General features: G+C 65.5%; 22 protein-coding genes and 2 pseudogenes. 7 read left to right on the plus strand and 17 right to left on the minus strand.

From position 1 onward, the window contains the following. From JMJ55_RS31240 to JMJ55_RS25850, 10 genes are all read right to left on the minus strand, one after another. Window positions 1-256: hypothetical protein (locus tag JMJ55_RS31240; protein WP_236034058.1), on the minus strand; the 256-nt coding region annotated here is incomplete at its 3' end. 190 nt (window positions 257-446) lie between these two features. Further along, on the minus strand, window positions 447-923 hold the full coding sequence (locus tag JMJ55_RS25805) for a transposase (RefSeq protein WP_236034067.1): 477 nt from the start codon (window positions 921-923) through the stop codon (window positions 447-449). A 36-nt stretch (window positions 924-959) separates the two neighbouring features. After that, entirely contained in the window at window positions 960-1256 is a 297-nt protein-coding gene (locus JMJ55_RS32135; protein ID WP_407927562.1) for a transposase, read from the minus strand. A 264-nt stretch (window positions 1257-1520) separates the two neighbouring features. Then, the gene (locus tag JMJ55_RS25815; protein WP_202828500.1) at window positions 1521-1976 is read right to left on the minus strand and encodes a response regulator; all 456 of its coding nucleotides are present in this window, start codon (window positions 1974-1976) and stop codon (window positions 1521-1523) included. A gap of 425 nt (window positions 1977-2401) precedes the next feature. Continuing rightward, a complete protein-coding gene (locus tag JMJ55_RS32140) occupies window positions 2402-2887 on the minus strand; it encodes a nitronate monooxygenase (protein ID WP_407927563.1) in 486 nt (161 codons plus the stop codon). Then, entirely contained in the window at window positions 2800-3729 is a 930-nt protein-coding gene (locus tag JMJ55_RS25825; RefSeq protein ID WP_236034059.1) for an ATP-binding protein, read from the minus strand. The genes JMJ55_RS32140 and JMJ55_RS25825 overlap by 88 nt, the downstream gene beginning before the upstream one ends. A 334-nt stretch (window positions 3730-4063) precedes the next feature. Next, window positions 4064-4342: a hypothetical protein gene (locus JMJ55_RS25835; protein ID WP_202828550.1), complete on the minus strand. Its 279-nt coding sequence runs from the start codon at window positions 4340-4342 to the stop codon at window positions 4064-4066. A gap of 31 nt (window positions 4343-4373) precedes the next feature. After that, window positions 4374-4682, minus strand: coding sequence for a hypothetical protein (locus JMJ55_RS25840; RefSeq protein ID WP_202828504.1), 309 nt, complete (start codon window positions 4680-4682; stop codon window positions 4374-4376). An 871-nt stretch (window positions 4683-5553) separates the two neighbouring features. Continuing rightward, window positions 5554-6447 carry a TRAP transporter substrate-binding protein DctP gene (dctP, locus tag JMJ55_RS25845; RefSeq protein ID WP_202828505.1) on the minus strand — a complete coding sequence of 298 codons (894 nt, stop codon included), beginning with the start codon at window positions 6445-6447 and terminating at the stop codon, window positions 5554-5556. A 592-nt stretch (window positions 6448-7039) separates the two neighbouring features. Next, window positions 7040-7912 carry a LysR family transcriptional regulator gene (locus JMJ55_RS25850; protein WP_202828506.1) on the minus strand — a complete coding sequence of 291 codons (873 nt, stop codon included), beginning with the start codon at window positions 7910-7912 and terminating at the stop codon, window positions 7040-7042. Window positions 7913-8065: 153 nt separating this feature from the next. Between JMJ55_RS25850 and JMJ55_RS25855 the strand changes: the two genes are divergently transcribed. Further along, on the plus strand, window positions 8066-8332 hold the full coding sequence (locus JMJ55_RS25855) for a nickel-binding protein (RefSeq protein WP_202828507.1): 267 nt from the start codon (window positions 8066-8068) through the stop codon (window positions 8330-8332). Between the two features lie 200 nt (window positions 8333-8532). Here the strand turns inward: JMJ55_RS25855 and JMJ55_RS25860 are convergent, their stop codons facing one another. Next, a complete protein-coding gene (locus JMJ55_RS25860; RefSeq protein WP_202828508.1) occupies window positions 8533-9465 on the minus strand; it encodes a LysR substrate-binding domain-containing protein in 933 nt (310 codons plus the stop codon). Window positions 9466-9621: 156 nt separating this feature from the next. Here JMJ55_RS25860 and JMJ55_RS25865 point away from each other — a divergent pair, with 156 nt between their 5' ends. Next, window positions 9622-11019, plus strand: coding sequence for an FAD-binding oxidoreductase (locus JMJ55_RS25865; RefSeq protein WP_202828509.1), 1398 nt, complete (start codon window positions 9622-9624; stop codon window positions 11017-11019). Between the two features lie 197 nt (window positions 11020-11216). Here JMJ55_RS25865 and JMJ55_RS25870 read toward each other — a convergent pair whose 3' ends face one another. After that, a complete protein-coding gene (locus JMJ55_RS25870; protein ID WP_407927565.1) occupies window positions 11217-11921 on the minus strand; it encodes an aspartate/glutamate racemase family protein in 705 nt (234 codons plus the stop codon). 295 nt (window positions 11922-12216) lie between these two features. Between JMJ55_RS25870 and JMJ55_RS25875 the strand changes: the two genes are divergently transcribed. The 3 genes from JMJ55_RS25875 to sthA all read left to right on the plus strand — a co-directional run bounded on the left by JMJ55_RS25875 (window position 12217) and on the right by sthA (window position 16348). Beyond that, window positions 12217-13434 (plus strand): MFS transporter, encoded by a 1218-nt coding sequence (locus tag JMJ55_RS25875; RefSeq protein WP_268885423.1) that lies wholly within the window; start codon window positions 12217-12219, stop codon window positions 13432-13434. Window positions 13435-14060: 626 nt separating this feature from the next. Further along, a complete protein-coding gene (locus JMJ55_RS25880; RefSeq protein WP_202828512.1) occupies window positions 14061-14210 on the plus strand; it encodes a hypothetical protein in 150 nt (49 codons plus the stop codon). 710 nt (window positions 14211-14920) lie between these two features. Further along, the gene (sthA, locus tag JMJ55_RS25885) at window positions 14921-16348 is read left to right on the plus strand and encodes a Si-specific NAD(P)(+) transhydrogenase (RefSeq protein WP_202828513.1); all 1428 of its coding nucleotides are present in this window, start codon (window positions 14921-14923) and stop codon (window positions 16346-16348) included. Between the two features lie 107 nt (window positions 16349-16455). Here the strand turns inward: sthA and JMJ55_RS32145 are convergent, their stop codons facing one another. Further along, a complete protein-coding gene (locus JMJ55_RS32145) occupies window positions 16456-16611 on the minus strand; it encodes an integrase core domain-containing protein (RefSeq protein WP_407927564.1) in 156 nt (51 codons plus the stop codon). Here JMJ55_RS32145 and JMJ55_RS25890 point away from each other — a divergent pair. Next, a pseudogene (locus JMJ55_RS25890) lies at window positions 16610-17319 on the plus strand (IS6 family transposase). The gene JMJ55_RS32145 and the pseudogene JMJ55_RS25890 sit on opposite strands and share 2 nt — an antisense overlap. Window positions 17320-17343: 24 nt before the next feature. Here the strand turns inward: JMJ55_RS25890 and JMJ55_RS25895 are convergent. Together JMJ55_RS25895 and JMJ55_RS32150 are read right to left on the minus strand one after the other, a co-directional pair. Then, a complete protein-coding gene (locus JMJ55_RS25895) occupies window positions 17344-17937 on the minus strand; it encodes a recombinase family protein (protein ID WP_407927566.1) in 594 nt (197 codons plus the stop codon). Window positions 17938-17961: 24 nt separating this feature from the next. Next, window positions 17962-18236, minus strand: a pseudogene (locus tag JMJ55_RS32150) (recombinase family protein); the annotation flags it as partial. Window positions 18237-18895: 659 nt separating this feature from the next. On the opposite strand from JMJ55_RS32150, the gene JMJ55_RS25905 reads away from it, so the two are divergent. Continuing rightward, the gene (locus JMJ55_RS25905) at window positions 18896-19129 is read left to right on the plus strand and encodes a transposase (RefSeq protein WP_202828516.1); all 234 of its coding nucleotides are present in this window, start codon (window positions 18896-18898) and stop codon (window positions 19127-19129) included. 106 nt (window positions 19130-19235) lie between these two features. Here JMJ55_RS25905 and JMJ55_RS25910 read toward each other — a convergent pair whose 3' ends face one another. Then, entirely contained in the window at window positions 19236-20219 is a 984-nt protein-coding gene (locus tag JMJ55_RS25910; protein WP_236034062.1) for a Bug family tripartite tricarboxylate transporter substrate binding protein, read from the minus strand. Between the two features lie 22 nt (window positions 20220-20241). After that, the gene (locus JMJ55_RS25915; protein WP_202828517.1) at window positions 20242-21831 is read right to left on the minus strand and encodes an ABC transporter substrate-binding protein; all 1590 of its coding nucleotides are present in this window, start codon (window positions 21829-21831) and stop codon (window positions 20242-20244) included. Window positions 21832-21839: the final 8 nt, after the last annotated feature.

Below are 21839 nucleotides of genomic sequence, written 5' to 3' on the forward strand. Positions count from 1 at the left end.
TGCTGTCGGACAGCAGCGTCAGGTCGAGTGGGTTATGACGACGCAGGTGCCAGCCGCGTCGCGGTAAGTACATCCGCACACAGCTCTCATTAGTGAGGAAGGAGCTAACGGTCCCAGCGTAGCCGAGGCGATGCATCTTTTCGTACTGGAACTGAGTTCCGGTTCGAACCGTCACGCCCGCGTTGTGGTTGCGGGCACCATCTGATGCCATCCTCGGCGCGCTTCGCTTCTGGCGCATCATGGTGCTGTCGCCCAACACGCTCTCGCCCGAGCGGGTGCGGCCCGAGGTGTTCCCGATCGCGGCGGCCGCGGGGTCGCCGCTGTCACTGGCGGAGGCGGAAGGATTGATCCGGCGCGTGGAGGGGTTTGGGGTTGGTGTGGGCCGACAGCGATCTAACCTCAAAGCAGTTTCGCAACATCACCTCTGAGAGCCTGTTTGAGCGGCGTCAGGCTGGATTGATCAGGGCTTCGGTGGCGGCGAGAGCGGCGGCGCACTCGATCCTGGCGGCGGCCACGTCGAGGCGCCCGGCACGGTCGCACAGCAGGCCGCCCCAATGGGTGAGCCAGCCGAAGCTGCGCTCCACCACCCAGCGCCGCGGCAGCACCACGAAGCCTTTCTGGCCGGACGGACGGATGACGACCTCGTGGCGCATGCCATGCAGATTGGACCACACTTGGCAGCGCTCTGCAGTGAAGGCGCCATCGAGGGTTGCCGCACGCAAGCTGGGCCACGCTGCCTTGCCGTCATCAAGCGCCGCCAGCGTGTCGCGCTCCTGGACAGAGGCCGGAACCACGGCGACCGCCAGCCAATACCCCTCGGCGTCGACCAGGGCGACGCGCTTGCGCCCGACCACGCGCTTGGCGGCGTCGTAGCCGCGTGGGCCGCTTACAGAGAGGCACTTCACCGTCTGTGTGTCGATCATCGCCAACTTCGGGTGCGGCTTTCGCCCCACGTCCCGTCAGCGTAGGCGGGCCAGATCGCGCATCATCTGCTCGAACAGGCCAAGCCCCTGCCAACGCCGGAGCCAGCCATAGACCGTGCGCCAAGGCGGCATCCCGGCCGGGAGCGCACGCCACACGCCACCCACCCGAAGGTGCCAGGCAATTGCCCGCACAACGGCCATCGTTGGCGTCGCTCCATCGCTTCTTGGTGGATCCGTCCGCTCCAGCCACCGCGCCACCTCCCGCACGGCATGCCAGGAGACTATCTGTTTCAAGCCCGCCGCATGGCGGGCCCGATGCCGTTCCGTCCACATCTCTCCCACCCTTCCGCCCCGACAGGCGGTTCACGGTGTGTGCACCTCGGGAGAAGATGGTGACGGGCGGCTGAGGGGGCGCTCAAACAGGCTCTACGACGATCCTCCGCATCCCACGGAGGATGGGAACAGCGGGCATTACACCTCCTGCTTCAAATACCGATATGAAGCACTTGGGGATCGCTCACCCGGCAGTCGGCAGGAGACTCTTTGGCGTATGCCTTGACACCGCAGGCGCTCTGCGATGGCGAGGAGCCCAGCCTACTATGGCCCTCCCGCAGCACCTCTTAGGCCGAGAGCGGCAGCGACCGCGTTCCCTAGCCCGACCCAGGGCGGCATCCGGTCCAGCGCCAAAGTGGGGGTCAGACGACGCACCGCGTTCCGCAGCGTCTCGGGCGCGACGGGCTTGAGGATGTAGTGCTCGCGCGGGCCGAGCAGGTGTCCATCGAGCGCGTCGGGATGGCACGTCATGTAGACCACGCCGACCTCGGGCCAGCGCCTCAGCACCTCCGCCCCCAACGCCAAACCGTCCATACCTGGGCCGAGATGGAGACCGGTCACGACCAAGAATGGCGGCCCACTCGCGGCGGCGGCTTCTTCGATTGCAACCAGCGCGGCTTCGGTGGTGGCGACCTCGTCACTACGAAAGCCTGCTTCTTGTAGATTGCGTATGATCGACTCGCGGATCAGCGGCTCATCGTCCACGACCAGCACGTCCATCGGCCGTTCCCCCTGGCGTTCAGAACCAGTCCCATACTCGCGGGCCGCAGGTATCTGGGCGCGCAGACCAGCCCAACCGGTGGACGGTTCGAGAGTTCATTCGGGCGGCAGATGAAGAGCCCAGGTGATCGAGGGCGCACATTACCGGTGGAGCGGACACGCCAGATCGCGCTTAATGCGTCACGTCCTGCAAGGGAGTTTGCCTGTGCTGGTCGGCATCGGCCGCACGTCCCCAGCCTCGGCGGCTCGCGCTCCCATGTACGCCTCGTGCCCTTCTTCGCGCTTCCCAGATAGCGTCCACGCTGTGTTCGCCTTTGACGCCGCGGGAGCGACTGCGGCCGGGAGCCGGTTGAACCGTTAGTGCCTCCCTGCTCCGGCACCCGTAGCGAGTTCCCGTACCACCTCAGCCGCCGCCTGCATCGTGGTCACCCCGCTGACCGACTCTCCGGCCCAGAGCGCCATTGCCGCAATAGCCCCGTCACCGTCCGGTCCACTACCGCAGTCCCGAAGCGAAGGATTGGCATTCGTGTTCCGTCGAGCCGCACGGCCTCATCGACCTGATCGCCCTGGAATGCTTCTGCCGCGGTGATGCAGGACCGCAAGACCCGGAGGGGCACATCGGGCCAGCCCAGGTGAAAGGCCCCCGTATACACGGTGTCCTCGGCCCGCGCGGCAATCAGGGTCGCCATATACTCCGGGTGTGCCCCTGCCTCGTAGGTGGCCACAAAGCGCGTTCCCACCCGCACGCTATCCGCCCCGGTGGCCAGCGCGGCCGCCACAGCCTTTGCTGTGCCAATGCCGCCCGCGGACCGCACCGGCATGCTCACAGCGTCCAGCACGTCTCCGAGCAGCGGGAAGGTGCCGACGGTGCCTCGAACATGGCCACCCGCGCCGGTCCCTTGAGCCACCACGAAATCGCAGCATGCCGCTTCCGCCTCCTCTCGAGAGCCCACTGCCAAGCAGCCAAGGCCCCTCCTGCGTGGACGGGAACCGACCAGCCAGCGAAGATTGCCTGCAACACTTCGCGCGAGGCAGGATTATCGTCGACGACTAGGACGCGGAGGCGCTGCAACTCTTCCTGCGGCAGAGATTCGGGCGCAGTCGACGTGGCCGCTACGCGGAGCCGCGCCGTGAAATGGAAGCGGCTGCCCTGGCCTGGGCGGCTCTCTACCTCAATCTGGCCGCCCATCATCTCCACCAGTTGCCGACTGACGGCGAGGCCGAGACCGGTGCCGCCGAAACGCCGGGTCGTAGAGCTGTCCGCCTGGGTAAACGGACGGAAGAGCCGCGCCCGTTCTTCCTCGGTCATGCCGATGCCGGTATCTGTCACCGCCACCTCAAGCAGCAGCCTGTCCTTCAAACCCGGCCGGCTGCCGATGGCGAGTGCGATTTCGCCGCGATCGGTGAATTTCACTGCGTTGGTCAGGAGATTGAGGATCACTTGGCCGAGCCGGAGGGAATCACCCAGCAATTGCTGCGGCACCGCGGGATCGATCCGGACGCGGAGCGCAATGTCCTTCTCTTCCGCCCGGTCGGCGGCGATGCCAATGACGCTGTCCAGCGACTGGCGCAGGTCGAAGGGTACCGTCTCAAGGCTCAGCTTGCCTGCCTCAATCTTGGAAAAATCCAGGATGTCGTTGATCAGGCCAAGCAACGTGCCGCTCGCCGTCTTGATCTTCAGCAGGAAGTCGCGTTGCTTCGGCGTCAGCTCGGCTTGCAACGCCAAGTGGCTGAAGCCGAGGATGGCGTTCATCGGCGTACGGATCTCGTGGCTCATATTGGCGAGAAACATGCTCTTCGCCATGTTCGCCGCCTCCTTCGCGCGTGCGCGCCGCGACGCGCAGCTCCAACGTCTCGTTGGTGCGCATGATCTCGGCGCTCATCGCCCCAACGCGCGCGAAGGTCTGCACGAGGCGGTTCGCCAGCCAGACCAGCACCGCGGTTTGGAAAGCAACGATCGCGCCATGCAGCCAGACGCGGCTGAGATCGGCCCCGCTTGGGAAGATCGCGGCAGGAACGACGAAATTCAGCATCAAATGGTGCAGTGCGACGGCCACCGCGGTGACCATCACCACCCGCCAGTCGCATCAGCCGATCAACGGGGCGAGCGCGGCAAAGAGGTACATATGCATGTCCATCTGCCACGGGTGCCCCGCGAGCAGATAGACGAGGAGCGCCGGCTGCCCGATTAGCGCAATGGCCGAGAGATAACGTGTCGCCGGCGCGCTGCGTTGAGAGGCCCAACTGAGGTGCACCAGCGCCGTCATTGCAGCACTGGCAAGCGCAGCCGGCGGGGCAGGTCGTCCCACCGCCAGGGCGGTGAGCGCCATGACCGGCGCATGCAGCCAGAGCAGCGGCAGGAGCACGGCCCCGAAGCGGCGCCGCAGCCGGTTAAGTTCATCTATCGATGGAGTCCTTTGCGCCACCGAGGCAGCCACGCAGCCGCACGGCATCCAGCACGAGCCAGGCCCCGGCGCGGTAGAGCGCCGCCGCGAAGCCGGGGTCGTCGGAACGGGCGATGACGACATTATGCCATCCCCCAGTATTGAGTAAAATGCCACCCGCTTCATCAACTAAAGCGAGCATGTGGCCCGGCCCAAGCCAGAGTGGGCCGAGCACCGCACACTGGGTTGCTCCCGTCCGCGGCATTAGGCCAACAGCCATGATGCCGAACAGGCTCGCCATCAGCAGCAGGGCGGCAGGCACCAGCGGCACCCAAGCGGATCGGCGAGCAATCGTCGTAGCTTGCTTGCATGGCGTGGGTTCGAGACCCTGCTGGGGACAGTTTGAGCCGTAACGAACCCACGGCCGTATTGTAGCGGAAATACATTCGACAGCGATGGGTTTTAACATCTGCGTGAGCAGTGCGCCTGTCCGGCAGACGCTCGAGCGTTCTGTTGCGAGACGGCCTTGCCGCGCTTCCCTGTCCTGCACCCTCCAGCGCTCGACGTCATAGCCATGCATGCCGCGAGGATTGGCGCCGGCGAGATTCTGGCCGTTCGCGACCCGTCTCAGCCACTTGGCCGCGGGACAGCAGGTGTTTCAATGCCGCCGGAACGTAGTGGCCATTCAGCACCAGCTTGCCTGGGCAGGCGCCGCACGGCCAGAAGCTGCTGATTTAATGTTCATTGTGGGAAATCGAGAGGTCGATCGCCTGCTGGACTCCGAAGCTATGGTCCAACATCCGCGCCAGCATGATCGGCTGCCATTAGTCCTGCTGCTCGCCGCCTGGGGTGCCGAGGCTTATCCGGGACTTGCGGTCGCACAGCACGACGCACCGCGGTTGCCGACCGCATCGAGCGCTGCCTTTAGAAAGGCCTCGGCGCTGTCCGCCTCAGTGGGCATCGTAGTGCGGCCGCACCGCCATTTGCAGCGCCGGCCCACGCCCGCTGCGCAATCGCGCAAGCTCTGAATCACATGCGATAAGACCCCCGTCGGCTGATGACGATATATCGCCGACAAGGGGGTAGCACCGCCGGCGACTGTTGTCGGCTACGCGCGGAGCAGCACCTGTGGAGCTACATGCCTATGATGCCACAGCAGAAAGGGTAGCCGATGAAGCAGCGAAAAGCTGAGGTTACTTCGCCGCTGCGGTGATACCTCGCGCTGCCGCCATGTAGCGGTTCCAAACCGTAACGCATTCCTCGCCGCAACGCTGGATCCATTTCGGCAGCACGACGCCACGCAACAGCCGAGCGCGAGTTTGCTGGTCTTGGAGCGCAGTGTCGAGGACCACCATGCGGCCCGGCTTGCCGCGGATGCATTGGGGCAAACCGGCATTACATGCGAAACCGTCTTCGGTCTCCAGCTCAGCCGCCTGCCAGATCCTGGTTTCCAGAGCCGACAGCCCCTCCTGGAGCTGCGTCCTCACCTCTACCGGCAGCGCATGCCAAGCGCTGATGTTGGCGCCAAATAGGGAGACGCCCCAACTGATCGCCTGTCGTGACATCGTCGACGCCACAGCCTGCAGCCCGAGCGCATTGCCCGACAGGCTACCCGTGATCGCGCATTCCACGATGCGATCCTTGATGGCGCTGGCGATCTGAGCAAATGGAACGACGACTGGCGTAGCGCCGAGCGCTTCGATCAACTCACCCTGCCCGACAGAGGAGACTCGGATCCTTCGGCCGGCCAAGTCAGCAAGGCCAGTGAAGCGCTCCCGACAGAACATAACCTGCGCCGGATAGGTGTAAACTGCGAGCAACTGCACATTGTAGCGCTCCCGTAGGAGCGTCTCCAACCGCGGCCGTAGCAGGTCCCGCGATTGCTGCAAGCTCGCAATGTCAGGATTGAGCGCCGGCAGATCCATTGCGCTCAGTTCTGGTTCATCGCTGGCGGCGACGGCCAGTGTGATAGTGCCGAAGGAGATGACGCCAAGCCGTAGAAGCCCGAGCATTTCCGCCCCACGGATGCCACTGCGATCAGACGGCGCAATGTCCGCCTGAACCCGACCACTCGTCAGGCGGGGCACCTCCTTCGTCCAGAAAGGCTCCTCGTATTCCCTATACTGGGAAACCCCGCCGAGACCGCCTATGACCCTGATTTCAATGGGTATAACCTCTTCGGCCACAACAGATACTGTTCCGAACGATATTGCAGTAAACACAACACCGACGGCAAGCCGCAGGATCCCTGTAGCCGCTTGGCTTCTGACCGAGGTAATACATTCAAACATATCTACGCCGTAGGCTCCGAAAGGCAGGCTGGCCTCTTCTCCGATTTCTACTACGCGTCAGTTGAAGTTATCCAAAATTCCGCTGTCGATCGGAGCGCTGTAAGGGCTGGTGGCGTCCCAAGGGCGATGGCGATGTTGGTGGGTGTTGCGATAACCCCCGGTCATCCAGCTCGCGGCCAATCGCCATCCGCAACCGGATGGTCCTCAACCATTTAATGGTGCGACGCCGACGCTCTTCGGGCGCGACCTTCAGGGCGGGTTCATGCCGTGGATGTCGGGTGCCGTGAGCGATGAGAAAGAGCTGAGGTCGGCGCCTCCTCCCTTGCGATAAAAGCCCGCTTACCTGGGGTAAGGACTGCCTTTTTCACGAGGAGCGCGCGGATGAGACTTATCCCAGCCAGCGGAAGGTCCGCGCCGCGCGTAAGAAGGCCGCCACCGCTGGCGCCTGTGGACGACCGGGCATGGTGACCAAGGCGACCTGACGCTCCACCACTGGATCGGTCAGCGGGCGTTGGATCGCGCCCGGATGGGTGATGGAGTGCTCGGGCATGAAGGCGAAGCCGAGCTTCGCCGCGACCATGGCTTGCACCCAGTCCTCGCGCTCCGAGCGGTAGCGGGCGTAGAGCTCGACGCCTCGTTGCCCGCACACCGCCAGGACGCGCTCGCGCATCTCGCAGGCCAGCCGGTCTACATAAGGATGACCAGCGAGGTCGCCCAACGCCAGCGCATCCTTCGCCCGCAGTGGGTGGTCCGCCGGCAGCAGCACCACGTACCGTTCGGTGTAGAGCGGCTCGGTCCGCCACCCCTCTGCCGGTGCGTCCAGCGGATTGAGGATGGCCGCGTCCAGCGTGTCTGCCTCCAGCCAGGTCGCCAACTCCGAAGGTCGCCCCTCGCGGATCGCCACCTCTACGCCCGGATGGGCTCGCTCAAAGTCCGCAAGGAAGACGGAGAGGCGCATCGGGCCAAGGGTCGGCATGACCCCCACTCGCACGGGCGGCTGGTTCAGCAGCCTGAGGCTCTCCGCTACGCCGCGCGCTGCTTCGGCCCGCTCCAGAACCCCGGCCAGCAGCGGTTCCATCTGCCGGCCGAACTCTGTGAGGCGCAAACGGTTGCGCTCGCGGTGGAAGAGCGCCCCCCCGAGTTCGACCTCGAGCTTCTTCACTGCCGCGGTCAGCGCGGGCTGGGTCACGTGGCACTGCTCCGCGGCGCGGGTGAAGCTGAGGGTGCGGGAGGCGGCGATGGCGTAACGGAGCTGATGCATCTCCATGGCGCTCATCTTTCCGCGGTCGCCGTGGCCGTCGTCAATGGGCATAGGCCCAGCCGCTGCTTATGGGCGCATAGACAAAGGCTGCTGTCCCGGCCGCCCGCTGCCGCGCCAGTCTATCGATAAAGGGAAACAGCACAGGAGGTCCCGATGACAGTCTACGCAGTGGAGCGCACCTTGCCCGGTATCACGGTAGAGGCCCTGGCCGACGCTCAGGCCGCAGCGATCAGCGCGGCGGAGCGGTCGAGCGCCGAGGGCAGGCCGGTGCGCTATCTGCGCTCCGTCTTCCAACCTGGCGATGGCCGCTGCCTCTGCTTGTTCGAGGCGCTGAGTGCCGAGGAAGTACGGCGGGTGAACGACGCGGCCGGCCTGCCCTACACCGCCGTGGCGGAGGCGATGGACCTGCCGCGGCCTTGAGGTCGGTGGCCCGGGCTTCACACCAAAGGAGGAGGACAATGCTTGCACGTTCCACCCTGGTCCGGGTGGTGCTGCCTGTGCTGACCAGCTTGGGTCTTGCCCGCGCGCAACCGGCCTCGACGCAGCCCGAGGCGCCGGCCCCATCCCTGTAGCAGTCCAGGGATTTGAGCCCCGCTTGGGCATGGCGTCTCCGGCGTCGTTCAGGCCTGCTGGTCGCCGACGCTGGTCGTAGTGGTCCGCACCCACTCCGTGAAGACGTCGATCACTGACCGCCTAGGGTGGTCCGGCAGGTGGGCGAGGTAGAAGCCGAACCCTGGGAGGGCGAGGCCGAACGCTCGCACGATGTCGCCGTTCTGCAACTCACGCGCCGCTAGCACGTCGCTGCAGACCGCTATCCCTTGTCCGGCGACCACTGCCTCGATCGCGTGCAACTCCTCCCGAAAGTGAAGTTCGCCCGCGTTGCCGACCTCCGAAATCCCAGGGTCGATGCGCCGCGCCTCTGCAAGCCAGCGCCGCCATGTCGGGGCGTCCGGCATCCCTTCACCCCATCCCATGTGAATCAACGGGTGCTGCAGGAGGTCGGCCGGGCGGCGGATCGGCGTCCCGCGAGCCAGCAGCGCCGGACTCGCCATGGGCCAGAAGACGTCGCGGAGGATCTCCCGTGCAACCAAGCCCGGCGGTGCGGCGCGGGCATAGCGGATCGTCAGGTCGGCCTCGCCGGCGTGCAGGTCGAGCGCGGCGTCGGTCCCGATAACCTCCAGCGGTATGTCAGGGCGAGCCTCCCGCCAAGCGTAAAGACGCGGCACCAGCCAGCGGTGGGCGAAGGCGTTCGTCGTGGTCACCCGCAGCGGGCGGCGGTCGTCCGCCTCTCGCAGCGCCGATACCGCCGCAGCGAAGCCGTCGAAACCTGCCTGCAGGACAGGGAAGAGACGCTCGCCCGCCTCGGTCAGGGTCAGGGGGCGCGGGCGCCGGCGGAACAGCGGCCGCCCGCAGGCGATCTCCAGCGCCCGTACTTGGTGGCTGACGGCGGTCGGCGTCACCCCGAGTTCAGTCGCCGCCGCCTGGAAGCTCATGTGCCGAGCGGCCGCCTCAAAGGCGCGCAACGCCCCCAGCGGCGGCAAGGTCCTGCGCATTGCCCGATGCTAGCTGAATGCAGCTCATCCACCAGGTGAAATTTCCGCGTTTGCTTGCAGCTGCGCCTTGGCGCGACGCTGCCCGAACACGGACCTGGCTGGGGCCGACCGAGTATGATGTGGCCTCGGGCGGCACCGAGCAGGAGGGAGCGAGCGGTGACGGACTATTCGGCAGCGACACGCGGGCGCACGGCGGCGGGGCTGACGCCCTGCCGCGATATCGATCAACTCCGGGCAAGACTGCGTGGCCAGGTCGTGCTCCCGACCGACGCCCACTACGACGCGGTGCGTCAGCTTTGGAACGGGATGGTGGACCGGCGGCCAGCGTTCATCCTTCGCTGCGCTACCACCGAGGATGTCGCCGAGGCGGTGACCTTCGCCCGTGGCACGGGGCTGCCGGTCGCGGTGCGCGGCGGTGGGCACAGCATCGCTGGCAACTCCTCCTGCGACGGTGGCGTCATGATCGACCTCTCCCCGATGCGGACGATCCGGGTGGACGCCACCACGCGGACGGCTGTGGCCGGGCCGGGCGTCCTCCTCTCTGAGCTTGATGCCGCTACCCAGGCCCACGGGCTGGCCGTGCCCTCGGGCGTGGTCGGCCACACCGGGATCGCCGGGCTCACCCTGGGCGGCGGGATCGGCCGGCTGGCCCGCAAGCACGGCCTGACCTGCGACAACCTCCTCTCGGCCGAGGTGGTGCTGGCGGACGGGCGGGTGGTGCGAGCGAGCGCGGTGGAGCGCCCGGATCTGTTCTGGGGCCTGCGCGGTGGCGGCGGCAACTTGGGTATCGTCACCGCCTTTGAGTACCGGCTGCACCCTCTGGGCCCGACGGTGCTGGGCGGCCTCCTGCTGCATGACTTCGCCCGTGCCCGACAGGCGCTCCGGTTCTACCGCGATTTCAACCGGGCCGCCCCCGACGAGGTGAGCGCAGACGCGGTGCTCCTGGCCACACCGGAAGGCCCGATGCTCGGAATCTCCTGCTGCTACCTAGGGCCGGTCGAGGAAGGCGAGCGCGTCCTGCGGCCGCTGCGGGAGTTCGGGCCGCCGGCGCAGGACCTGGTCGGGCCCGTGGCCTACACTGCGCTGCAAACCGGTCTCGACGACCTCTTCGCGCGCGGGCGGCGCTTCTACTGGAAGTCGCATTACCTGCACGGAATCAGCGACGCCGCTGTCGAGGCGATGCTCGCGCGCTTCGCGGAGGTGCCTGGGCCACCGACCTTGGTGGTCCTGCAGCAGGTCGGCGGCGCGATCTCCCGTGTCGATCCGGCGACGACGGCTTACGGCAACAGGGACGCCGCATACGACTGCGTTCCGATCGCGATCTGGGACGACCCGACCGAAGATGAGCGCAACATCGCCTGGACCCGCGGCTTCGCAGAGGCGGTGCGGCCCTTTGCTACGGGCGGCGTCTACGTGAACAACCTGGGCGAGGAGGGCGAGGAGCGGGTCCGCGCTGCCTACGGCTCGAACTACGTGCGCCTGGCCCGGCTTAAGGCCGAGTACGACCCGACAAACCTTTTCCGGCTGAACCAGAATGTCAGACCGGCCGCATAGCCAGTTGGTACGGTGACCGTGGAAGACCGAGGCAGGCAGTCGGCCTCATTGTACTTACCCATCTGGGAAAGTCAGCTGCCATATTACGAGGCTTGGCTTGCGATAACCTCTCCGTGGGGCAAGTCAGAGGCGGCTGCTATCGACCCATACCGGACTCTCGCGGCAAGGGCCTGCAGCTATATGGAGAGAGAGGCCCGCTAGAACTTCGCAAGAGCCAGATCGACGGCTGCCTGGGCATGTATGGCCGTCGTGTCGAACAGCGGCACCGGACTGTCCTCCGGCGTCACCAGCAGCATAATTTCGGTGCAGCCCAGGATCACCGCCTCCGCCCCACGGTCCACCAAGCGGGCGATCACCTCGCGGTAGGCCAGGCGCGAGGACGGCTCCGCCCGGCCCTGGACTAGTTCCTCGTAAATCACCCGGTGCACCAGGGCGCGGTCGTCCTCTCCCGGCACCAGCACCTTCAGCCCGTGCCGTTCCGTGAGCCGTCCCTTGTAGAAGGTCTGCTCCATGGTGAAGGCCGTGCCGAGCAGGCCAACCCTCCTCAGGCCGGCTTCCTTGATCCTCTCCGCGGTCGGGTCAGCGATGTGTAGCAGCGGCAACCCGACGGCCGCCTGAACCTGATCGGCCATGCGATGCATCGTGTTGGTGCATATCACCACGAAGTCCGCGCCGCCGCGTTCCAGGCGATGCGCAGCCGCTATCATCTCGGCAGCAGCGTCGTCCCAGCGCCCGGCGTGCTGGAGGGCCTCGATCTCACCGAAGTCGAAGGACCACATGAGGCAGCGGGCCGAGCGCAGGCCACCCAGCCGAGCCCTGACCGCCTGATTGATGATCCGGTAGTACTCCGCCGAGCTCTCCCAGCTCATCCCGCCGATCAGGCCGATTACCTTCTGCGACACGTTTCCCTCCAAGTTCCGGCCGGCATGGAGGACGAACCGTCGCCGGGAGGCAAGGTCTGCTCACCACCCATCTCGGAAGTTGAGCTGCCATTCCAAGGCGCTTTCTCACATGCGATAACCACCGCGCAGTGCAAGTCAGCGGTGCGGGTCAATATCGGCCAGGAGCTGCCGAACCGCTCCGCTAAAACGCGCGGCACTCTCTAGCCGTAGCGCTTCGCTCCCGCCACAATCCAGCAGGCTCGGCGGTAAGTAAGGCCGGGCAGGTGGAAGGACGGAAGCGGGATTGAGATTGCCTTTGTGGGCTAGTGCCCTTGTTGCGACCCTGACTGTCCAGACTGTCAGCTCCTTCGCCTCCCTCGCCGTACCTCTGCTGGGCCCGCCGCTGATGGCACGCGCGGGCTTGGCGCCCGAAAGCATCGGCCTTGTCGCCGCAATGACCTCGGCTGGGATCTGCTGGTGTTTGGCTTCTGGCGGTCCAATGCTTACCCGCTACGGGCCTGTTCGCACGCTGCAGATTGGATTGGCCTGCATTGCGCTCGGCCTTGCCGCTTTGTCGCAGCCGCTGGGTCTGCTCGGGCTCCTCGGCGCCGTGGCTATTGGCTTCGGCACCGGCCACAATACGCCGGCAGGCAGCCAGGTCCTGGTTCGCGCGGCGCCGCCCCGGCATCGTACGCTGATTTTCTCCATCAAGCAGGCAGGCGTTCCTTTCGGCGGCGCCTTGGCAGGGCTCGCGGTAGCACCGCTGGTGCTGGCACAGGGACTGTCCGCCGCGCTCTGGACGGTCATCAGTGTCGTGCTGCTCACGATAATGCTCGTGCAGCCTTTCCGGCAGCGGCTGGACGAGGACCGGGATGTGGGCAGGCGGGGCTGGGCGCCCGCACTGCTTTCCCCAACGACAGTGGTGAGGTCCGTGCGTGTTTTACGCGCGCACCCCTCCCTGCCGCTGCTGACCGCGCTCGGAGCGTCCTTTTCGGTACTGCAGTCCTGCCTGACGGCTTTCATGGCGACTTACGCCATCACCGCCCATGGTGTTTCTCTTGCTGAGGCCGGGCGGATTGTTGCGGTGATGCAGGGCGCCAGCATGCTCGGGCGCATAGCCCTGGGGTGGCTAGCCGACCGCATGGGTCGTGCGCTCCAGCACCTCGCGCTTCAAGCCGTGGCGTCGGCGCTTGCGGTCGGACTACTTGTCACCGATGTCGTCCAGGACGTCTGGGCGCTCTACGCCTCTGCGGCCCTCATAGGCACGACAGCCATCGGATGGAACGGGGTGCATATCGCGGAATTGGCGCGCGTGGCACCGCTGGCCCTGGTCGGCGAGATAACAGCTGCCGCCAGCCTCTTCGGCTTTGTTGGATCCATCTTCGGGCCGCTGGCCTTCACAGTGCTGGTGAGCTGGAGCGGCAGCTACGAACTCTCCTTTCTTCTCATGGCCGCTCAGCTGGCAGCTTTTGGGGTGGTCAGTGCGGTCATCCCGTCGGGCGGAGCCGACCAGCGGGGCCGACGTCACTCCTGAACGCCGGTCGGTGCTTTGCGCCCCAGCTTCAGCGAATGCTGATGGGCTTGCCAGTGACCAGCGAGGCAAACCGGAGCAGCGCGTGAGGGAGTTGAGGTTACGGGACTGCCGCTTGGGCGCAATTGGAATTACGCCGTCTCCTACCCTGACCAGCGATAATTTCCCCGCAGAGCAAGCCAGCGATGCCGGATAAAGCCCAGAGCGGCGCAGCCGAGGGCCGCGCCGTTACAACATGGTAAGCGTGCTATGAGTGGTGATTATCGAACTCTAGAGTTGCGGAGGGCGGTATGGTTGGCACGTTCAGCACCTCGGCCCCAAGGGAGGAGAAATGCCGGCAATGCGGATCTCTTTATAAAATTCGGATTATGCATCTACTGATCAGGCCTAGGGACAGTTTCGGCTGTCAGGTTGCCTGCGTAAGTTAGACAACTGGAACGATGCAGCGTTTCCTAGTTACGGGCTTATCAAGTGTGTGCCGTGGCCGAAGCCATCAGCATCTTGACAAACCCATGAACTCCTTTGCCCGCGCTCCCGCCGCTGAACTCACGCCGGTTGCGCCACTGTCCGATGCTGCTCTGAGCTATGCGCTCGAGGCCTCGGCAGAGAGCACTAAGCGGGCATACCAGATGGCCTGGGCCGACTTCACCGCGTGGTGCGAGGCGCCCGGCCATGCGTCCCTGCCGGCGACACCCGAAGTGGCCGGCAGCTTCCTCGCGGGGCGCGCCACCACTCACAAGCCGGCCAGCCTGACGATGCGGCTGGTGGCGGTCGGCTAGGCGCACCGCCTCGCTCGCCACCAACTCCACACCCGGCCATTCGGGAGACGATGAGGCATCCAGCGCCGTCACGGCACCGCCCCGGAAGAAGGTGGCCGCAGACATAGTCGTGCTACGTGACGACCTGAGCGAGCTCGCCAAAATCCAAAGGCCGCGAACCCTCTGCGACCGGGCCCTGTTGCAGATCGGCTTTGCGGGTGCGCTGCGGCGGTCGGAGGTGGTGGCGCTCGATGTGAACGATATACGTTTCGTTCCTGAGGGAATGGTTGTCACCCCGTGTCGAAGCAAGGCCGACTAGGAAGGCCAGGAGATCGAGATCGCCATCCCCTACGACCAATCCGAGCGGACGTGCCCGGCCCTGACCCGCGCGCTTGGCTTGAGGCAGCCGCGATCACCAGCGGGCCGGTCTTCGTCTCCGTGAACCGGCACGGCGCCATCGGCACGGCTCGGCTTTCGCCGATCGACGTGGCCTGGGTGGTGAAGGCGGCAATGGCGACGGCCGGCGCCGATCCGGCGACTTTTCCGGCCACAGCCTACAGGCGCAGCCGTGAAGAACTTGGCCCATAGCGCATCCCTCCATGCCAAGAAAAAGACTGCACCTTCAAACCCCGGGATCAAGCATCTAGAGCGCCGCGCGCTGGGCTGAAGCACTTGACAACTTCGGCGTCACTATCCCGTACATATCTCGCAGGTGAGACGGGGATAGCTGCATGCAGTCATATGATCTGGTCGTCATCGGCAGTGGGCCATCCGGACGACGGGCCGCAGTGCAGGCAGCGAAGCTGGGCCGCTCAGTTCTGGTAATCGAAAAAGGCCGGCGTGTCGGTGGCGTTTCGGTGCACACCGGCACCATCCCGTCCAAGACGCTACGCGAAACCGTGCTGAATCTGACAGGCTGGCGCGAGCGCGGCTTCTATGGCCTGGCGTATCGCGTGAAGCAGGATATCGAAGCTGGCGACCTGACGACCCGCTTGCACAAGACTTTGGAGCATGAGGTCGAAACCTTGGAGCACCAGTTCGCCCGCAACCGGGTGCACATGCTGCGAGGTTTGGCGAGCTTTGTTAACCCGCACCGAATTGAAGTGCAGGTAGAGGCCGGCGAGAGCCGGACAGTCGAGGCAGCGCGAGTTGTGATCGCTGTGGGGACCCGTCCTTTGCGCCCTCCCCACATCCCGTTCAACCGCACTACGGTAATAGACAGCGACGAACTTGTTGATCTCACGACGCTGCCGCGGTCAATAACCGTTGTCGGCGCCGGAGTGATCGGTGTGGAGTATGCTACGATCTTCTCTGCGTTGGACGTGCGTGTGACATTGGTGGAACCGCGCAGCAGCTTTCTTGACTTTGTAGACCGCGAACTGGTGGACGATTTCGTCCACCAACTGCGGGACCGTGGGGTAGGCTTCCGCCTTGGCTCGAAAGTGCAGTCCATCGAATTCGAAAATAGCCAGCCCGTGGCGATGCTGGAGGGTGGCCGGCGCGTGCGGTCTGAGATGCTGCTCTTTACTGCTGGGCGCGTGGGCGCCACTGACACACTGAACCTTTCGGCGTGTGGCCTAGCTTCCGACGACCGTGGCCGCCTGACAGTGGACCCGCAAACCTTCCAAACAACGGTGCCACATATCTACGCCACGGGTGACGTGATCGGATTTCCCAGTTTGGCGTCCACCTCGTTGGAACAGGGGCGCATAGCGGCCTGTCACGCTTGCGGTGAGCCGCTGCCCTCAGCGCCGGCCTTTTTCCCCTACGGCATCTATTCGGTACCCGAGATCTCCACGGTAGGCCTGAGTGAGGAAGAGGTGCGCAGGGCTGGAACGCCATATGAATGTGGCATCGCCCGCCTTCGAGAAACGTCTCGCGGGCACATCATGGGGCTGAATGGCGGCTTGCTGAAGATGATTGTCTCGATTGAAACGCGTCGGATTCTTGGTGTGCACATTGTAGGAGAAGGGGCAACCGAGCTGGTGCACATCGGTCAAGCGGTTCTAAATCTGGGTGGTACCTTGGACTACTTCATAGACAACACTTTTAACTACCCAACGCTTGCTGAGGCTTACAAGATTGCCGCCCTGGATGCTTGGAATCGTTTAACTCCGCGCAAGGAGGCGGTTGCGGAGGTGACCGCGGTGTCGCCCTGACTGGTGCTTTGACCTGCCCCCGATCGGGGATCTACGGCTATGAGAGGCCTGGCCCATGGTGACCGTGGACCCGAAGCTGGTCCGCCCGATGGGAGAACTTCTGGGCTTCATGAGCAGCCCTTCCGGGCTGCCTTGGCAGCGAATTCCTGGGGCGTCAGGTGCCCCAGGGAACTGTGAGGACGGGACGCATTATAGTCCCTCTTGGCATTGTCACGTCGTTGAGCGCTGGGCGGAATGAACTGGTTGGGCCTAGGTGGTCGCATGTCGACCGAGCCCACTACCTACCCCGGCTACCGCTTTCCGGCCGAGGTCATCCACCATGCAATCTGGCATTATCACCTGTTCAGCCTGAACCTGCGCGACATCGAGTTGATCCCGGCCGAGCGGGGCGTGGTGGTCAGCTACGAGAGTATCCGCCGTTGGTGCCTCCGCTTCGGCACGAACCTCGCCGGCAGGTTGCGCAAGCGGCGGCCGAGGCCGGGCGACACTTGGCACCTGGATGAGGTGTATCTGACGATCAACGGCGAGCTCTTTTATCTCTGGCGCGCAGTGGACCAGCACGGTGTCGTGCTCGACATCCTCGTGCAGGAGCGGCGCAACGCTACGGCCGCCAAACGCTTTTCAAACGCTCGCTGGTGAGCCTGAAGTACAAGTCGCGCAAGATCGTCACGGATGGGCTCCGCAGCTATGGCGTCGCACAGCGAGAGGTTCTGCCCAACGTGCGGCATCGGACCAGCCGATACCTGAACAATCGTGCTGAGAATTCCCACCGCCTAACGCGACGTCGGGAACGTCAGATGCAGCGCTTCAAGTCACCCGGGCAAGTCCAGCGGTTCCTGTCGGCGCACGCGATGATCTATGGTCACTTCCGTCCGCGGCGGCACCTGATGGCCGCCGAACAATACCGCCGTTCGCGCGGCAAGGCTTTCCAGACCTGGCGGCAGGAGACGTGTGCCCAGATGGCAGCGTGAGATCACGCAAGCTCCGTCTTGCGGTCAAACGCGCCCGGTCATCAAACAATGTGACAACGCCCCGGCAGCAACAGCCGCCGCTGACCAACCCGCGCAGAAGGTATTGGTGCACTCGGTTGTTCCGCCGTGCCATGCGCTGATTATAGGCCAGTCGGTCCCGAGCGCGGTTGAACTGTTCCAAGGCGACGATGGCTGGGACGGAGGCGACCGCGATCCATTCGGCTGGTCGGCCAGCCGCTTGCCGCCGTCGCCGCGACCCTGCGGCAGCAGGGCGGACCGCCGCCGCTCCGCAGGTCGGGTTCGAAGCCGGTTGGCGTAGACCTGCCCTAAATAGACTGGGTTGGTCAGCAAACCTCGCAGGGCCGAGGCGCTCCAACTCCGGCGTCCCCTGGGCGAGGCGATCCCAAGCCGGTCCAGGTGCTGCACGAGGCCGATGATTGTGGTGTCCTCACCAGCGCACCGGGCGAACAAATCCCGCACCACGGCCGCCTCCGCCTCGTCCAGGCGAACACCTGCCGGGTCCCGCGGGCGGTCAGGGTCGAGCCGGTAGCCATAGCGACGTTGGGTCCAGGGCAGCAGGGTTCCGGCCCGCAGCTTACGCAGCCGGGCCCGGCGCATTCGCTCGGTAATCAAGCTGCGCTCATACTCAGCGATCGCACCACGGATCTGCAGCAGCAACTGGTCATGCGGATCCCGGCTCATCGGCCGATCAAGGAACACCACCTCAGCACCGTGTTTCTGCAACTCCTCAACGAGCAGCACTGGTGGACGAAGTTGCGGGCCAGTCGGTCGGGTGCGGTCATTAGAATGCGCTCGAACCTTGCAGCCGCAACGGCATTGCGCAGGCGATCGAGGCCGGGGCGCCGTAGGCTGGCCCCGCTATAGCCGTGGTCACGAAATACGCGATCCGGTTCCAAGGCCCATCCCTGTGCCTCAGCATGGGCGACGAAGCCCTCAAGCTGCTACTCAGTCGTCTTGAACTGGGCCTGACGCTGCGTCGAAACCCGGGCGTAGACGGCTACTTGCATAATGGCTCTCCTCCGCGAGACCCTGCGGAGCACGGTCGGCGCTAGCTGGTATGCCCGGTCCCAACGCTTCTGCGCCGCTGGATGGCTGACCAGCCGTCGGCTGACTGCCCAAGGCTGCCGTTTCGTGACCTGCTCCGAGAAGGCAAGACCCTCCCGAACGGCCAACTCATGAGTCCCGGCCGACCAACGCCCCGAGGCCCACGCCGCCACGCCAGCGTAAGCTGCCCCTCCCGCGTCAGGCAAAATTTGTCGCTTGTGAACAGGCCATCTACAACCGCTTTGTTCGCTGGAGCCGCATGGGCGTGTTCAGCCGCATCTTTGTCGCCTCGCTGGCGAGGCGGGCGAGCCCGACCGGCTGATCATCGACAGCACCCACCTGAAGGCCCACCGCACCGCGGCCAGCCTGCTCAAAAGGGGGCACCTGGTCGGTGCATCGGGCGCACCAGGGGCGGGCTGAACTCCAAGCTCCACGCCGTCTGCGACGACCAAGGCCGCCCCGTCGTCATGATGCTCTTTGAAGGGCAGATGAACGACAGAAGGGCGCCAACATGCTGGCTCCCCTCCTACCATCCGCGCGCGAGTTGATCGCCGACCGCGGCTACGACAGCAACCCGTTCCGTACCACCCTGGCCGAACGCGGCATCACCGCTTGCATTCCGCCCAAGAAGAACCGGAAACAGCCCATCCCTGACGACAAGGCGCTCTGCCGCCAGCGCCACCGCATCGAGATCACCTTCGGTCGCCTCAAGGATTGGCGCCGCATCGCCACCCGCTACGACTGATGCGCCACCACCTTCTTCGGCGCCATCACCCTCGCCGCCATCGTCATCTTCTAGCTCGGTCAATGAGTCCTGAGCCTAGCATGGCGTCCGTGCCGCCCGGATCAATCTAATCCAGCCGCAGGTTCATTTGGCGGACGATCTCCTTTTCTTTGCGGACCTGCCGTTGCACGAAGCCGGTATAGGTCTCGCTGTCCATGTAGATAACCGGCTGGTCCAGCCCTTCGAGATAGGCGAGGGATTCCGGCCGGTAGAGCGCCTCCTTGAAAGCATCGTGCAGCTGCTTCACCGTGCCGGGATCCATGCCCTTCGGGCCCGCCAGGCCGTAAGGGGAGGTGGCGACGATATCGTAGCCGAGTTCCCGCAGCGTCGGCGCCTCGGGGTAGCGGCGGATGCGCTCGGGCGTCCAGACATTCAGCAGCCGCAGCTTGCCGTCGAGGACGAGTTGGGACCAGTGGCTGGCGGTCGCCACGGCGTCGATCGTGCCGCCGAGGAGCGCGCTGGTGAGCTCGCTGCCGCCGCGATAGGGCGCGTGCAGCCATTCCAGCTTCTCGGTGCTGGCGATCTGGTCCATCACCACATGGGATTCGGTGCCGATACCGGGGGAGCCGTAGGAGATGCTGCCGGGCTTCTGCCGCGCCGCGGCGACGAAGTCCGCCCATGTGCGATAGGGGCTGTCCGCCCGCACGACCACGCCGAAGGTGTAGCCTGTCAGGCAGATGATGTAGGTGAAGTCCGCGACCGGGTCATAGGGCGGGCGCGGCGTCATGAAGGGCAGCCGGAACACCGATCCCGGCATCTGCGCCAGGGTATGGCCGTCTGCTGCCTCGCTTTTTACCGCGCGGGCGGCGAGGGTGCCATTGGCCCCGGCGCGGCTCTCGATCACGATGGGCTGGCCAAGGCGCGGCGCGATCAGGTCGGCGAGCACGCGGGTATAGACATTGGGGCCCGGTGCCCAGGCGGCGAAGATGCGGATCGGGCGGCTGGGAAACGTCCCGGCCCGCGGCTGTGCCAGTGCCGGCATGGCCAGCATGGCTGCGCCGGCCGAGAGGAATCCCCGCCGCTGGAACAGCCCGAGCCCTTGTCGCATCATCTCCGTCCCTTTCCGTGAGGTGTTATTCCGACGCGGCGGCCGGTCGGACGTCCTGGGCGCGGCTACGTTCATCGACGCGCGGTTCATGCACGAAGCCCTGTCGGCTCGCCCAGGTGTTCTTCTGGACGTGCAGTGGGATGATGGCGGTCTCCCGCACCATCAGCCGCGCCGCGTCCTGCAGGATCGCCTCGCGCCGGCTATCGTCCAGCTCCCGCGCCGCCGTGCCGAGCAGCGCATCGAGCGCGGGGTTTGAGTAGCGGGAGCGGTTCACCGAACCCGTACCGCGCTGCTGGTCGTAGGTCGCCAGGACGGAGCGCAGGCCGGTCAACGGCTCTCCGGTCGAGCTGCCCCATGAGACCATATAGGCGGAGAATTCCTGGCGGCTCGCGCGCGTGACGAAGCTGGCATAAGGCGCCACCTCCACCGCGGTGCGCACGCCGATGCGCGACCACATCTGGCCGATCGCCTGCACGATGCGCGCATCGTTCAGGTAGCGGTCGTTGGATCCATGCAACACCAGCCGGAAGCCCTGGGGATAGCCGGCCTCGGCCAGCAGCCGCCGGGCGGCTTCGGGATCGACTGGCCTGACTGGCAGGTCGGGCGCATAACCGTAGGTGCCTGCCGGCATGAATTGCGTGGTCGCCGTCGCCGCCCCCTCCATGACGCGGGAGACGATGGCCGGCCGGTCCACCGCCATGGCCAGGGCGTGGCGGACCCGCGCATCCTGCAAGGGGTTGCGGTCCAGCGGCTGCCCCTCGGGCCCGGTGACGAAGGGCGTGACGCCGCGCGCCTGATCGAGCACCAGGAACATGAGCCGCAAGCTGTCCGCCTCGGTGATCCGCACCCGCGGATCGCGACGCAGCCGGGCGATGTCGCCGGTCGGGACCTGATCGATGATGTCCACATCGCCTGCCAGCAGCGCGGCGGTGCGGGTCGCATCATTGGTGATCATCCGGTAGTCCACACGGTCCCAGGCCGGACGCCGCCCCCAATGGCCTTCGCTGCGTTCCAGCTCGATCCGGTCGCCGAGGCGGATCGACGTCACCCGGAAGGGGCCCGTGCCGATCGCCGCCTTGCCGCTGTTGAAATCGCTCGTCGTCATCCCCGCATGGGTTTCGCGGTCGAGAATCGGCACCGAGCCGAGATTGGGCGCGACGAGCGGGAAGGGGCCATCCGTGTGCAGGCGGAGGGTGAGGGGATCCACCACCTCCACGCTCCGCACCCATTGGATATAGGTCATGAAGGAGCCGGGGCTGTTCTGCACGGCGGGGATGCGGCTGAAGGTGAAGGCCACGTCGTCCGCGGTGAAGGGTGAGCCGTTGGAGAAGGTCACGCCCGGCCGCAGCCTGATCTCCCAGACATCCTCGCCGATGGGCCGCCAGCTCAGCGCCAGCGCAGGCTGCGGACGCAGCTGCGCATCCAGCCCCACCAGCTCATCGAAGACCATGGAGGCGAAGGCGTTGTTGGGGGAGATGTTATGGAAATGCGGATCGATGGAGGTGACCTGTGCCCCCACCCCCATGCGCAGGACCTGATCCGCCGCCCATGCGGCCGGCGAGAGCGCAAGGAGGGAGGCCACGGCCAGCGCCGGCATCCGAAGCATTCTGTTCATGTCGCTTC

Origin of the sequence: Belnapia mucosa (genome assembly GCF_016775475.1) — a bacterium.
GTDB lineage: Bacteria > Pseudomonadota > Alphaproteobacteria > Acetobacterales > Acetobacteraceae > Belnapia > Belnapia mucosa.